Source organism: Pseudomonas laurylsulfatiphila (assembly GCF_002934665.1).
In the GTDB taxonomy this organism is placed as follows: domain Bacteria; phylum Pseudomonadota; class Gammaproteobacteria; order Pseudomonadales; family Pseudomonadaceae; genus Aquipseudomonas; species Aquipseudomonas laurylsulfatiphila.
The window spans coordinates 114,123-128,169 of the sequence record NZ_NIRS01000009.1; the positions used below are offsets into that span (position 1 = coordinate 114,123).

The 14,047-nt window shown below is 61.5% G+C and carries 14 protein-coding genes; 13 read left to right on the forward strand and 1 reads right to left on the reverse strand.

What is annotated here, in order from left to right; all coding sequences use genetic code 11:
• Positions 1 to 6: 6 nt before the first annotated feature.
• The 13 genes from CD175_RS28635 to CD175_RS28695 all read left to right on the forward strand — a co-directional run bounded on the left by CD175_RS28635 (position 7) and on the right by CD175_RS28695 (position 12,587).
• Positions 7 to 1,278 carry a glutamate-5-semialdehyde dehydrogenase gene (locus CD175_RS28635; protein WP_104451327.1) on the forward strand — a complete coding sequence of 424 codons (1,272 nt, stop codon included), beginning with the start codon at positions 7 to 9 and terminating at the stop codon, positions 1,276 to 1,278.
• A gap of 1 nt (position 1,279) precedes the next feature.
• Positions 1,280 to 1,969: a nicotinate-nucleotide adenylyltransferase gene (gene nadD, locus CD175_RS28640; protein WP_007975898.1), complete on the forward strand. Its 690-nt coding sequence runs from the start codon at positions 1,280 to 1,282 to the stop codon at positions 1,967 to 1,969.
• Positions 1,970 to 2,042: 73 nt separating this feature from the next.
• Entirely contained in the window at positions 2,043 to 2,537 is a 495-nt protein-coding gene (rsfS, locus tag CD175_RS28645; RefSeq protein ID WP_007975896.1) for a ribosome silencing factor, read from the forward strand.
• A gap of 9 nt (positions 2,538 to 2,546) precedes the next feature.
• Positions 2,547 to 3,014: a 23S rRNA (pseudouridine(1915)-N(3))-methyltransferase RlmH gene (rlmH, locus tag CD175_RS28650; RefSeq protein ID WP_007937439.1), complete on the forward strand. Its 468-nt coding sequence runs from the start codon at positions 2,547 to 2,549 to the stop codon at positions 3,012 to 3,014.
• Between the two features lie 12 nt (positions 3,015 to 3,026).
• Positions 3,027 to 4,922, forward strand: a complete 1,896-nt coding sequence (mrdA, locus tag CD175_RS28655) for a penicillin-binding protein 2 (RefSeq protein ID WP_007975894.1) — start codon at positions 3,027 to 3,029, stop codon at positions 4,920 to 4,922.
• Between the two features lie 31 nt (positions 4,923 to 4,953).
• Entirely contained in the window at positions 4,954 to 6,057 is a 1,104-nt protein-coding gene (gene rodA, locus CD175_RS28660) for a rod shape-determining protein RodA (protein ID WP_050549215.1), read from the forward strand.
• A gap of 17 nt (positions 6,058 to 6,074) precedes the next feature.
• Entirely contained in the window at positions 6,075 to 7,085 is a 1,011-nt protein-coding gene (gene mltB, locus CD175_RS28665) for a lytic murein transglycosylase B (RefSeq protein WP_104451328.1), read from the forward strand.
• Positions 7,085 to 8,092: a septal ring lytic transglycosylase RlpA family protein gene (locus CD175_RS28670; protein WP_104451329.1), complete on the forward strand. Its 1,008-nt coding sequence runs from the start codon at positions 7,085 to 7,087 to the stop codon at positions 8,090 to 8,092. The genes mltB and CD175_RS28670 overlap by 1 nt, the downstream gene beginning before the upstream one ends.
• Before the next feature lie 185 nt (positions 8,093 to 8,277).
• The gene (locus tag CD175_RS28675) at positions 8,278 to 9,435 is read left to right on the forward strand and encodes a D-alanyl-D-alanine carboxypeptidase family protein (protein ID WP_007975884.1); all 1,158 of its coding nucleotides are present in this window, start codon (positions 8,278 to 8,280) and stop codon (positions 9,433 to 9,435) included.
• Between the two features lie 83 nt (positions 9,436 to 9,518).
• Positions 9,519 to 9,794: a DUF493 domain-containing protein gene (locus tag CD175_RS28680; RefSeq protein ID WP_104451330.1), complete on the forward strand. Its 276-nt coding sequence runs from the start codon at positions 9,519 to 9,521 to the stop codon at positions 9,792 to 9,794.
• On the forward strand, positions 9,794 to 10,441 hold the full coding sequence (gene lipB, locus CD175_RS28685) for a lipoyl(octanoyl) transferase LipB (protein ID WP_007975880.1): 648 nt from the start codon (positions 9,794 to 9,796) through the stop codon (positions 10,439 to 10,441). The genes CD175_RS28680 and lipB overlap by 1 nt, the downstream gene beginning before the upstream one ends.
• A 25-nt stretch (positions 10,442 to 10,466) precedes the next feature.
• Entirely contained in the window at positions 10,467 to 11,465 is a 999-nt protein-coding gene (lipA, locus tag CD175_RS28690) for a lipoyl synthase (protein WP_162130289.1), read from the forward strand.
• A gap of 174 nt (positions 11,466 to 11,639) precedes the next feature.
• Complete coding sequence (locus CD175_RS28695) at positions 11,640 to 12,587, forward strand: S66 peptidase family protein (protein WP_104451331.1); 948 nt, start codon at positions 11,640 to 11,642, stop codon at positions 12,585 to 12,587.
• 109 nt (positions 12,588 to 12,696) lie between these two features.
• Here CD175_RS28695 and CD175_RS28700 read toward each other — a convergent pair whose 3' ends face one another.
• Positions 12,697 to 14,019, reverse strand: a complete 1,323-nt coding sequence (locus CD175_RS28700) for a lytic murein transglycosylase (protein ID WP_104451332.1) — start codon at positions 14,017 to 14,019, stop codon at positions 12,697 to 12,699.
• Between the last annotated feature and the right edge of the window lie 28 nt (positions 14,020 to 14,047).

Sequence of the window (14,047 nt, forward strand, 5' to 3'; positions counted from 1 at the left end):
CAGACCATGACTGAGTCCGTTCTTGATTACATGACCCGCCTGGGTTGCGCTGCCCGCGAAGCTTCCCGCGTGATCGGCCGTGCCAGCACCGCGCAGAAAAACCGCGCCCTGCAGGCTGCCGCCAATGCGCTGGACGCTGCCCGTACCGAGCTGACGGCGGCCAATGAGCTGGATTTGGCCGCCGGTCGCGCCAATGGTCTGGAGCCGGCCCTCCTTGAGCGTCTGGCGCTGACCCCGGCGCGTATCGACGGCATGATCGTCGGTCTGCGCCAGGTGGCGGCCCTGCCGGACCCGGTCGGCGCGATCCGCGACATGAGTTTCCGTCCGTCCGGTATTCAGGTCGGCAAGATGCGCGTACCACTGGGCGTGATCGGAATCATCTACGAGTCGCGGCCAAACGTGACCATCGATGCCGCCAGCCTGTGCCTGAAGTCCGGCAACGCGACCATCCTGCGTGGCGGTTCCGAGGCCATTCATTCCAATCGAGCCATTGCCGCCTGCATCCAGCGCGGCCTGGCCGAGGCCGATCTGCCGGCCGCTGTGGTGCAAGTGGTCGAAACCACGGACCGCGCTGCCGTCGGCGCGTTGATCACCATGCCTGAATACGTCGATGTCATCGTGCCCCGTGGCGGTCGAGGCCTGATCGAGCGCGTCAGCCGTGATGCCCGCGTACCGGTGATCAAGCACCTGGACGGCATCTGCCACGTTTACGTGAGTGAACACGCCGACCTGGCCAAGGCCCAGCGCATCGCGTTCAACGCCAAGACTTACCGTTATGGCATCTGCGGTGCCATGGAAACGCTGCTGGTGGATCAATCCGTCGCCAAGGATTTCCTGCCGGCGATGGCCGCCCAGTTCCGCGAAAAAGGCGTCGAGCTGCGCGGTTGCGAGCGTACCCGGGCGATCATCGATGCCGTACCGGCCACCGAGGAAGACTGGAGCACCGAGTACCTGGCGCCGATTCTGTCGATCCGCGTGGTCGACGGCCTGGAGCAGGCCATCGAGCACATCAACCGTTACGGCTCTCACCATACCGATTCGATTGTCAGCGAACACCAGGGCGAAACCCGGCGTTTCGTGGCTGAAGTCGACTCGTCGTCGGTGATGATCAACACCCCGACATGCTTCGCCGATGGCTTCGAATACGGATTGGGTGCCGAGATCGGCATTTCTACTGATAAGCTGCACGCCCGTGGCCCGGTGGGCCTCGAAGGACTGACCTGCGAGAAGTACATCGTGGTCGGCGACGGGCAACTGCGCGGACAGGAGCCGGTCTGACTTGGGCGACTTCGACCCGTCAGCCCCGGTCACCGTCAGCGAGCCAGCGCCTCGCCGCATTGGCGTGCTGGGCGGAACGTTCGACCCGGTGCACATCGGCCATTTGCGCGGTGCACTGGAAGTCGCCGAAACCCTGGCACTCGATGAGCTGCGCCTGACACCCAGTGCCAGGCCGCCCCATCGTGACAAGCCGCAGGTGTCGGCAAAAGACCGTCTGGCGATGGTCGAGTGCGCGGTGGCCGGTGTGGCGCCGTTGGTGGTGGACGCCCGCGAATTGCAGCGGGACAAACCGTCCTACACCATTGATACCCTGGAACTGATGCGCGCCGAACTGGCCGTATCCGACCAGGTTTTTCTGCTTTTGGGCTGGGACGCTTTTTGCGGCCTGCCCACTTGGCACCGCTGGGAAGAGTTGCTCCAGCATTGCCATATCCTGGTGTTGCAACGCCCGGATGCCGACAGCGAACCGCCGGATGCCTTGCGCAACCTGCTGGCAGCGCGCTCGGTGAGCGACCCGCTGGCCCTCAAAGGGCCGAGCGGACAGATTGCATTCGTCTGGCAGACACCGCTCGCGGTATCCGCCACCCAGATCCGTCAACTGCTGGCCAGCGGTAAGTCGGTACGTTTCCTGGTGCCCGACGCGGTCCTGGCCTACATCGATGCGCACGGGCTCTACCGTGCGTCGAACTGAATAGGAGTGCCTCAAGGCACGTGGCAACAACGTGTATTGAAGCGCCCGAACAAACGAGCAAAACGAGTTTTATATGACGAGCAACAACGAAAGCAAAGTAAAACGCAAAGGCACATTCAAGAGCGCCCCGCTGCCGGAAAAGGTCCTCGCCGCCGAGCCGCCTAAAGGTGACGAGCTGGTCAAGATCGCCGTAGCCGCCCTGGAAGACGTCAAGGCCCAGGACGTGCTGGTGATTGATGTTCGCGACAAGCAGAGCATCACTGACTACATGATCATTGCCACCGGTACCTCCAACCGCCAGATCGGCGCGATGCTGGACAAGGTCCGCGAGGCCGTCAAAGCCCTGGGCATCAAGCCGCTGGGTGAAGAAGGCAAGGGCGACAGCGACTGGGTGCTGTTGGACATGGACGACGTGATCGTTCACATGATGACCTCCAACGCCCGTCAGTTCTACGACCTCGAGCGTCTGTGGAAAGGTGCCGAGCAGAGCCGTGCGGCCGATGGCAAGCACCACAGCCCTGAAGTTGGTCACGAGCACTTCAACAAGCTCAATAAAGACCAGGAATAAGGGACCGCTGTGCGACTGCGACTGATCGCCGTCGGTTCACGCATGCCCAAGTGGGTGGAAGAAGGCTGGCATGAATATGCCAAGCGTCTTCCGTCCGAGCTGGCGCTGGAACTGGTGGAAATACCGCTCAATACCCGTGGCAAGAACGCCGACGTGGCCCGTTTCATCCGTCAGGAAGGCGAAGCCATGCTGGCCAAGGTCGGGCCGAACGAGCGCGTTGTCACCCTCGAAGTCCATGGCAAACCCTGGAGCACCGAGCAGCTGGCGGTCGAACTCGATCGTTGGCGGCTGGATTCGCGTACCGTCAACTTCATGGTTGGCGGCCCCGAAGGGCTGGCGCCGGAAGTCTGTGCCCGGGCCGACCAGCGCTGGTCGTTGTCGCCGCTGACCTTGCCGCACCCGCTGGTGCGGATTCTGATCGGCGAACAGTTGTACCGTGCCTGGACCGTGCTGTCCGGTCACCCTTACCACAAGTAGTTCTGCGCTCCCATGACCCAGCCGATCCGCATCAAGGACCACGAAAAAGACGCCCGTCTGGTGCGTGGCCGCGTCGTGTTCGGGGCCATTGCAGTGGTGGCGCTGATTGGCGTGCTGATTGCGCGCCTGTATTTCCTGCAGGTGATCCAGTACGAGTACCACTCGACCCTGTCGGAAAACAACCGCGTCCATGTGCAGCCGATTCCGCCGACCCGTGGCTTGATTTTCGACCGCAATGGCGTGGTGATCGCCGATAACCGGCCCAGCTTCAGCCTGAGCATGACCCGCGAGCGGTCCGGCGACTGGCAGCAGGTGCTCGACGTGATCGTCGAAGTGCTGGAACTGACACCCGAGGACCGGGTGGTCTTCGAGAAACGCATGCGCCAGGGACGTCGGCCGTTCGAGCCGGTGCCGATCCTGTTCGAGCTGACTGAAGAGCAGATCGCGCGGATCGCCGTGAACCAGTTCCGCCTGCCCGGGGTAGAAGTGGTCGCACAATTGGTTCGCCACTATCCCCAGGGCGCGCACTTTGCGCACTCCGTGGGTTACATGGGGCGGATCAACGAGAAAGAGCTCAAGACGCTGGACCCGGTCAGCTACAGCGGCACCCATCAGATCGGTAAAACCGGCATCGAGCGTTTCTACGAGCCGGAGCTGCACGGCCAGGTGGGTTACGAGGAAGTCGAGACCAACGCTCGGGGCCGCGTATTGCGGGTGCTCAAGCGTACCGAACCGGTTTCCGGCAAGGACATCGTCCTGAGCCTGGACATCAAATTGCAGGAAGCCGCCGAAGCCGCGCTCGGCGGTCGTCGTGGTGCGGTGGTGGCCCTGAACCCGAAAACCGGCGAGGTGCTGGCAATGGTCAGCCAGCCGAGCTTCGATCCGAACCTGTTCGTCACCGGCATCAGCTCCAAGGCCTATTCAGAGCTGCGCGATTCCATCGACCGGCCGCTGTTCAACCGCGTACTGCGCGGTCTGTACCCGCCGGGCTCGACCATCAAGCCTGCGGTGGCGATTGCCGGCCTGGACTCTGGCGTGGTGACGGCGTCGACCCGTGTGTTCGACCCCGGTTACTACATGCTGCCCAACTACGACCACAAGTACCGCAACTGGAACCGTACCGGCGACGGCTTTGTCGATCTCGACACGGCGATCATGCGTTCCAACGACACCTACTTCTACGACCTGGCCCACAAGCTGGGAATCGATCGGTTGTCGTCGTACCTGAGCAAGTTCGGCATCGGCCAGAAGGTTTCCCTGGACATGTTCGAGGAATCGCCGGGTCTGATGCCGACCCGCGAATGGAAGCGAGCGACCCGCCGTCAAGCGTGGTTCCCGGGGGAAACGCTGATCCTCGGGATCGGCCAGGGCTACATGCAGTCGACCCCGCTGCAACTGGCCCAGGCCACGGCGCTGGTCGCCAACAAAGGCATCTGGAACCGTCCGCACCTGGCCAAGACCATCGAAGGCGAGAAGCCGGTGGATGAGAACCCGATGCCGGACATCATCCTGCGCGATCCGTCCGACTGGACCAAGGTCAACCACGGCATGCAGCAGGTCATGCACGGTGCCCGCGGTACGGCGCGCAAGGCTTCGATCGGCGCGCAATACCGGATCGCCGGCAAGAGTGGTACGGCCCAGGTGGTCGCGATCAAGCAGGGCGAAAAATACGACCGTTCCAAGGTTCAGGAGCGCCATCGAGACCACGCCCTGTTCGTTGGCTTCGCGCCGGCGGACGACCCGCAAATCGTGGTGTCGGTGATGGTCGAGAACGGTGAGTCTGGCTCCGGCGTCGCAGCTCCCGTGGTGCGTCAGGTGATGGACGCCTGGCTGCTGGACCAGGACGGCCGTCTCAAAGCCGAATACGCCAGCCCTACTAGCGCGGAGGCCACGGCCCGTGATGAATAATTTTGATCGCATGCTCTCCAGTGAGGATGTGATGCGTCGTCGCGCGACGCTGCTGCAACGTATGCACATCGATGGCGTGTTGCTGATTTTGCTGCTGACCCTGGCCGCCGGCAGTCTGTTCGTGCTGTATTCGGCCAGCGGCAAGAGCTGGGACCTGCTGGCCAAACAGGCCACTTCGTTCGGCATCGGCCTGGTGTCGATGATCGTCATCGCTCAGTTCGAGCCGCGCTTCATGGCCCGCTGGGTGCCGGTCGGCTATGTGATCGGCGTGCTCTTGCTGGTCGTGGTGGATGTCATGGGGCACAACGCCATGGGCGCCACGCGCTGGATCAATATTCCCGGCGTGATTCGCTTCCAGCCTTCGGAATTCATGAAGATCCTGATGCCGGCAACCATCGCCTGGTACTTGTCCAAGCGCACTTTGCCGCCGCAGCTCAAGCATGTCGGCATCAGTCTGATGCTGATCGGCATCCCGTTCATTCTCATCGTGCGGCAACCGGACCTCGGCACTTCGCTACTGATCCTGGCCGGCGGCGCTTTCGTGCTGTTCATGGGGGGCTTGCGCTGGCGCTGGATCCTCAGCGTGCTGGCCGCCGCCGTGCCCGTGGCGGTTGCCATGTGGTTCTTCATCATGCACGACTACCAGAAGCAGCGAATCCTGACATTCCTCGACCCGGAGAGCGATCCGCTCGGTACGGGCTGGAACATCATCCAGTCCAAAGCCGCCATCGGCTCAGGTGGTGTGTTCGGCAAGGGCTGGTTGCTGGGCACTCAGTCGCACCTGGACTTCCTGCCGGAAAGCCATACCGACTTCATCATTGCCGTACTGGGTGAAGAGTTCGGCCTGGTAGGGATCTGCGCGCTGCTGCTGATCTACCTGCTGTTGATCGGGCGTGGCCTGGTGATTACCGCCCAGGCGCAGACATTGTTCGGCAAGTTGCTCGCGGGCAGCCTGACCATGACGTTTTTTGTTTATGTTTTCGTCAACATCGGTATGGTCAGTGGCCTGTTGCCGGTGGTGGGGGTGCCGTTGCCGTTCATTAGCTACGGAGGAACTTCGCTGGTGACGCTGCTGTCAGCGTTTGGGGTTTTGATGTCGATCCATACCCATCGCAAGTGGATCGCGCAGGTTTGAATAAGGTGAAATTTTCAATGCAAGTAATGCGTGGCTGGGCGACTCGATTTGCGCCATGGGTCGGCCTGGTAAGCATCCTTGGCAGCGTGCAGGAAGCGTTGGCCGGCGACTACGAAGGCTCACCCCAGGTGGCCGAATTCGTCGGTGAAATGACCCGTGACTACGGTTTCGCCGGCGAACAATTGATGGGCGTGTTCCGCGAAGCCGAGCGCAAGCAGTCGATTCTGGACGCCATCTCGAAACCCGCCGAACGGGTCAAGCAGTGGAGCGAGTATCGCCCGATGTTCATCACCGACGCGCGCATAGCCCGTGGGGTGGACTTCTGGCGTCAGCACGAAGCGGTGCTGGCCCGTGCCGAGCAGGAATACGGCGTGCCGGCCCAGGTGATCGTCTCGATCATCGGCGTTGAAACCTTTTTCGGCCGAAATACCGGAAATTTCCGGGTGATCGATGCCTTGTCGACGCTGGGTTTCGACTATCCTCCCCGTGCCGAGTTTTTCCGCAAGGAATTGCGTGAGTTCCTGCTGCTGGCCCGTGAAGAGCAGGTCGATCCGTTGACGCTCAAAGGCTCCTACGCTGGCGCAATGGGCTTGCCGCAATTCATGCCGAGCAGTTTCCGTGCCTACGCGGTGGATTTCGACGGTGATGGCCATATCAACATCTGGACCAACCCGGACGATGCCATTGGCAGTGTCGCCAGTTACTTCAAGCGTCATGGCTGGGTCGCCGGCGAACCAGTGGTCAGCCGCGCCGATGTCCGTGGCGATCAGGTTGACGAAGGTTTGACCGCAGGCATCGAACCGACGAAAACCGTCGGGGAGTTGCGAGCCCTGGGGTGGTCAAGTCATGATGCGCTGCGCGATGATATGCCGGTTACTGCTTTCCGCCTGGAAGGCGACAATGGCCCCGAGTACTGGATGGGCCTGAAGAATTTTTACGCGATCACGCGTTATAACCGCAGCGTGATGTACGCCATGGCCGTACATCAACTGTCTGAACAGCTGGTCCAAGCACGGGGCGTCAAGTAATGCGGGCATTGCCTATCAATAAACCCCTGAAGCTGATGGCATTCGCCGCGTTGGCAGTGCTGGTCGCCAGTTGTTCGACCAGCCGCGCGCCGGCCCAGAAGTCCAGCACCGCCGTACGCGCGACGCCGGGGCTGGACATCAACCGTGCCCACAAGGATGGCGCGCCATGGTGGGACGTCGATGTGTCGCGCATCCCGGACGCCACGCCGACCCTGCACACCGGCCCGTACAAGGCCAATCCGTACACCGTGCTGGGCAAGACTTACTTCCCGTTGCAGGAATCCAAGACCTACGTGCAGTCGGGTACGGCGTCCTGGTATGGCACCAAGTTCCACGGTCAGAACACTGCCAACGGCGAAGTGTATGACCTGTACGGCATGAGTGCCGCGCACAAGACATTGCCACTGCCGAGTTACGTCCGGGTGACCAACCTCGACAACAACAAGAGCGTGATCCTGCGAGTCAACGACCGCGGGCCGTTCTACTCGGACCGGATCATCGACTTGTCCTACGCTGCCGCGAAGAAACTCGGTTACGCCGAAACCGGCACGGCGCGGGTCAAGGTCGAAGGCATCGATCCACAGGCGTATTGGGCGGCCAAAGGCCGTCCGGCACCATTAATGCTCAACGAACCGAAAGTCGCGCAGAATAGCGCGCCGGTGATCACGGCTTCGGCCGGCACCGTCGAGCAATGGACACCACCGCCGCAGCAACACGCCGCTGCGGTAGTGCCCGTTCAGCTCGATGCAAAAAAAAACGCTTCTGTACCAGCCTCTGGCCAGTATCTGCAGGTGGGCGCGTTCGCCAACCCGGACGCTGCAGAACTCCTGAGATCCAAGCTCAGCGGGATGGTGAGCGCTCCGGTGTTCATCAGCTCGATCGTGCGCAATCAGCAGACCCTGCACCGGGTTCGCCTGGGCCCGATCGGATCGCCGGGTGAAATACAGCAGGTGCAGAACAGCGTGCGCCTGGCCAACCTTGGTTCGCCAAGTGTGGTCACGGAATAAGCAATACGTAGAACTTGATTGACGATTCACCAGCGATTGGGGGGTGAATCAGGTTGTTGGCTCGTTGAAGAACAAAAGCCCGGCAAGGGTTACAGAGTGAGCAACTGAACACGCGATGACTCGTTAGAAAGTCATCTGATTAGTTTTGCCCTAGGGCAGTTTCCATTAGCGATTTCGAGAGACGGATGAACATCACCACCTTTGCCAAACGCCTGTTCCTGTTAGTCCCGCTGCTCCTCTCACCTGCCGCTTTCGCGGCCGAGATGATGCCGTCGCCACCACAATTGGCCGCCAAGGCCTACGTGCTCATGGATGCCAGCAGCGGCAACGTGCTGGTCGAGAACAACGGTGATCAGCGTCTGCCACCGGCCAGCCTGACCAAGCTGATGACCGCGTACATTGCGACCCTGGAAATCCGTCGTGGCCAGATCGGTGAAAACGACCCGGTGACCGTCAGCGAGAACGCCTGGCGCACCGGTGGTTCGCGGATGTTCATCAAAGTGGGCTCGCAAGTCACCGTCAGCGACCTGCTGCACGGCATCATCATCCAGTCGGGCAACGACGCCAGTGTCGCGCTCTCCGAGCACATCGCCGGTAGCGAAGACGCCTTCGCCGACCTGATGAACAAGACCGTCGCCGATCTGGGCATGACCAATACCCACTTCATGAACCCGACCGGCCTGCCGAACCCTGAGCACTATTCGTCGGCTCACGACATGGCTGTGCTGGCCCGTGCGATCATCCACGAAGACCCGGCTCACTACGCGATCTACTCGCAGAAAGAGTTCTTCTGGAATGGCATCAAGCAACCCAACCGTAACCTGCTGCTGTGGCGCGACAAGACTGTCGACGGCCTGAAGACCGGCCACACCGACGAAGCCGGCTACTGCATGGTGTCTTCGGCCGTACGTGATGGCATGCGCCTGATCGCCGTGGTGTTCGGCACCAACAGCGAAGTGGCCCGTGCCGCCGAAACCCAGAAGCTGCTGACCTACGGTTTCCGTTTCTTTGAAACCCAGACTTTCTACCAGAAGGGTACCGAGCTGGCTCAGGCTCCGGTCTGGAAAGGCGCCACCAACCAGGTCAAGGCCGGTCTGGCTGAAGACCTGACCATGACCCTGCCAAAAGGCCAGCTGAAAAAGCTCGCCGCCAGCATGACCATGAACCCGCAACTGGTTGCACCAATCGCCAAGGGTGACGTGATCGGTAAAGTCGAAGTCAAACTGGAAGACAAGGTGGTGCACAGCGCCGACCTGATCGCTCTGGATGGCGTCGAAGAGGGTGGTATCTTCCGTCGCATGTGGGATAGCATCCGTCTATTCTTCTACGGCTTGTTCAACTGATAGTGTGCTCCTGCAGGGCCCCGTGCTGATCCGGCGCGGGGCTTTGCCGTCGCCACGGCTTACGCTTACGAGGCCGTTACGCCATGACCGATACCGAAGTAAAGGCGCCAAAGATCGAATTCCCTGCCAATGATTATCCAGTCAAGGTGATCAGCGACACGGGTGTGGGCAATAAGGACAGAATCATCGACATCGTCAGCAAGCACGCCAAGATCAACGACGAGCGTATTGACGAGCGCCAGAGCAGCAACGGCAAATACACCACCATTCAGTTGCACATCGTCGCGACCGACCAGGACCAGCTGTACAACATCAACAGCGAACTGCGGGCCACCGGTTTCGTGCACATGGTGTTGTGATGTCCGGCACGCTGGGCTTTCGCGAGCTCGGCCAGATGGCTTACGAGCCGGTCTGGCATGCCATGCAACGCTTTACCAACGAACGCGGCACCGATGTTGCCGACGAGGTCTGGCTGGTGGAGCACCCGGCAGTGTTCACCCAGGGCCAGGCCGGCAAGGCCGAACACCTGCTGCTTCCCGGTGACATTCCGGTGGTGCAGGTCGATCGTGGGGGGCAGGTGACCTACCACGGCCCCGGCCAGTTGGTGGCTTATCTGTTGCTGGACGTACGCAGGCTCGGGTTTGGCGTGCGCGATCTGGTTAGCCGGATGGAGCAATGCCTGATCGAGCTGCTGGCCAGTTACGGTGTCACCGCCGCGGCCAAGCCCGATGCACCGGGTGTCTACGTCGACGGGGCGAAAATCGCCTCCCTGGGTCTGCGGATCCGCCACGGCTGTTCCTTTCATGGCCTGGCCTTGAACGTGGACATGAACCTGGAACCGTTTCGACGGATTAATCCCTGCGGCTACGCCGGGCTGGCGATGACCCAGCTGAGCGATCACGCAGGATCGATTGAATTTGCCGAGGTAAGTGCCCGGCTGCGCGCGCAGCTCGTCAAACACCTCGACTATGCTGAGCAGACGACCCTCACGGGCGGAATCGACTGATATGACTACTGATGCAGTGCAAACCATGATCCCGACGCTCGATGTCACCGAGCGCCCGGCCCCGCGTCCCAAGGTTGAAGCCGGCGTCAAGCTGCGCGGCGCCGAAAAGGTTGCACGCATCCCGGTGAAGATCATTCCGACCACCGAACTGCCGAAGAAGCCGGACTGGATTCGTGTGCGCATCCCAGTTTCGCCGGAAGTCGACCGCATCAAGGCCCTGCTGCGCAAGCACAAGCTGCACAGCGTGTGCGAAGAAGCGTCCTGCCCGAACTTGGGCGAGTGCTTCTCGGGCGGCACCGCGACCTTCATGATCATGGGTGACATCTGCACCCGTCGTTGCCCGTTCTGCGACGTCGGCCACGGCCGTCCGAAGCCACTGGACGTCAACGAACCGGAAAGCCTGGCCATCGCCATCGCCGACCTGCGCCTGAAGTACGTGGTGATCACCTCGGTGGACCGCGACGACCTGCGCGACGGTGGCGCCCAGCACTTTGCCGATTGCATCCGCGAAATCCGCAAGCTGTCGCCGAACGTGCAGCTCGAAACCCTGGTTCCGGACTACCGTGGCCGCATGGACATCGCCCTGGAAATCACTGCCGCCGAGCCGCCGGATGTGTTCAACCACAACCTGGAAACCGTGCCGCGCCTGTACAAGGCTGCGCGTCCGGGCTCTGACTACCAGTGGTCGCTGACCCTGCTGCAACGCTTCAAGCAGATGATGCCGCACATTCCGACCAAATCCGGGCTGATGCTGGGCCTGGGCGAGACCGACGAAGAAGTCATCGAAGTCATGAAGCGCATGCGCGAGCACGACATCGACATGCTGACCCTGGGCCAGTACCTGCAACCGTCCCGCAGCCACCTGCCGGTGCAACGCTTCGTGCACCCGGACACCTTCGCCTGGTTCGCCGAGGAAGGCTACAAGATGGGCTTCAAGAACGTTGCCTCGGGTCCGTTGGTACGCTCCTCGTATCACGCCGACGAGCAGGCCAAGCTGGTCAAGGCCGAGCTGATGTCGTCCTGATCTGCGCACGGAAATGAAAAACGCCCGCACGGTGTTCAGCCTTGCGGGCGTTTTTTTGCCCGGCCTACGGCACTGGCCGCTTTTTCCTGCAACCTGCGGGGCAACTGACCCTCTTCAGTTTGTCCCCGTTCCTGACTACTGTGTGCTGACGTGTTAACGCAGGGAGATTCACGAATGACCGCTCGACCGACCCACACCCTTTGCCCCCATGCTCCCGTCCCGGCACTGCCGTCGGAAGGCATGATCGGCGTTATCGCACCCGCCGGTCCCGCGACGCTGGACACCGACAAGGCGGTGCAATGGATGTGTGCCCGAGGTTACTCACTGAAAGTGTTTTCCGGGGTCTACGAGAAAGACGGCTACCTGGCCGGCAGCGACGATGTGCGGCTCAATGACCTGCACGCTGCATTCGCGGATCGTGAGGTCGATGCCATCATCTGCCTGCGCGGAGGTTACGGCACGCCCCGGCTGCTTGATCGCATCGATTTCCAATTGCTACGCGACAACGCCAAGCCGTTCATCGGCTACAGCGACATCACTGCCCTGCATTTGGCGATCAGTCGCTATGCCGGCTTTGTGACATTTCATGGTCCATTGCTCAATGCCGACCTGCTGGGTGGCAAGCAAATACCAACGGAGTCTTCCTTTTTCAACATGCTGCGCGGGCAGGTGAGGGCGGGCTCGGTGCTGGCGCATCCGGTGGCCTACCCGCTGACCACGATCGAGCCGGGCGTCGCTCATGGGCGTTTGCTCGGAGGCAATCTGGCCATGATCGCCGCGACCATGGGCACGCCCTACGAGATTGATGCCGAGGGCGTCATTCTGTTGATCGAGGACATCAACGAGCCGTTGTATCGCATCGACCGGTTGCTGACCCAACTGCGGCTGGCGGGCACGTTGCAGAAGCTGCGCGGCGTGTTGGTCGGGGATGTGGCGGGGGTGGAGGTGGCCGCGCTGGACAGGTTGCTCAAACAGACTTTCGCGCCATTGAAGATTCCGGTGTTGTCCGGGTGGCGAAGCGGGCATTGCGACCCGAATCTGACGCTGCCCATGGGGGCGTTGGTCAGGCTGGATGCGGGGAATAAGGAATTGATGTTGGAGCAGGATGTAGTAATCAGGTAAGCCGCGAGCATATCGAAAAGATCGCAGCCTGCGGCAGCTCCTACAGGGGATTGCGTTCACCTGTAGGAGCTGCCGAAGGCTCGGGCCGCGTTCGGACGATCTTTTGCTTTTAGCGGTTACGCAACCCTTCCAGCAACTTGTGCGTCGGATACCCATCCGCTGGCCAGCCAAACGACTGCTGGGCACTGCGGATCGCCTTGCGGGTGTTCGCGCCAATGATCCCGTCGGCGGTGCCGGCGTCGTAGTTTTGCGCGCTCAGCAGGTTTTGCAGCTCGATCCGCTCGGTGCGGCTCAGCGGCAAGTCATCCTTTGGCCACGTGCCACTGATTAAGCCCCCCCCATTGAAGCGTTCAGACAACAGGCTCACGCCCAGGGCGTAGGACGACGAGTTGTTGTACTTGAGGATCGCCCGGAAGTTATCGAGCACCAGGAACGCCGGGCCACGGTAACCGGCCGGCAGCAGCAGGGCCGCGGACAATTGCTCGGAGCCGGCTGGGACCTGGCCACCGTTGGGCAGGGTAATGCCCAGTTGCCGCCATTCAGCGACGCTCTTGCGAATCGTGCCGTCGGCCAGCAGGTAGTTGAACCCGCTCGGCAGTTGGACTTCAAAGCCCCATGGCTGGCCTCTCTGCCAGCCAGAACTCTGCAGGTAGTGCGCGGTAGACGCCAGGGCATCGGCCGAGCTGCTCCAGATATCGCGACGCCCGTCACCATCGAAGTCCACGGCATGGGTGTTGTAGGTGGTCGGGATGAACTGAGTCTGGCCCATGGCGCCGGCCCAGGATCCCAGCATCTTCTCGGGCTCGATATCGCCTTGTTGCAGGATTTGCAGGGCGGCAATCAATTGCGCGTGGGCGAAACCGGGGCGACGGCCTTCGTAGGCCAGGGTCGCCAGCGAGTTGATCACCGACTTGTTGCCCTGGAACTGGCCAAAGTTGCTTTCCATGCCCCACACGGCCACCAGGGCCTGACGATCAACGCCATAACGCTGCTCGATGCTTTGCAGGGTGTCCGCGTACTGGTTGATCAACGACTGGCCTTTGCGTACCCGCAGCGGCGACAAGGCGCCATCGAGGTATTCCCACACCGGCTTTGCGAATTCCGGTTGGCTGCGGTCGGCACTAATCACACTGGGGTCGAAGCTGACATTGGCGAAAGCGCGATCAAACAGATCGGCGCGGATACCCGCGGCCAGGGCATCCTTGCGGAAACCTGCCTGCCATTCGGCAAAGGTCTGGGTTGGCTGGATGTCGAGGTTCTCACCCGTCGGAACCACAGGCGGAACAACCGCCGGGGCGGTGGCGACAGGAAGCGTCTGAAGCGGCTGAGCGTCGGCTGCGGTCGGTTTCTCCGCACAGGCGACAAGCAAAACAAGGCTGGAGGCAGCGATCAATTGGCGTAGGTGCCAACGACGGGGGAGACAAAAGGGCATGCACGGGTCCAGGGAGTACGAATCAGGT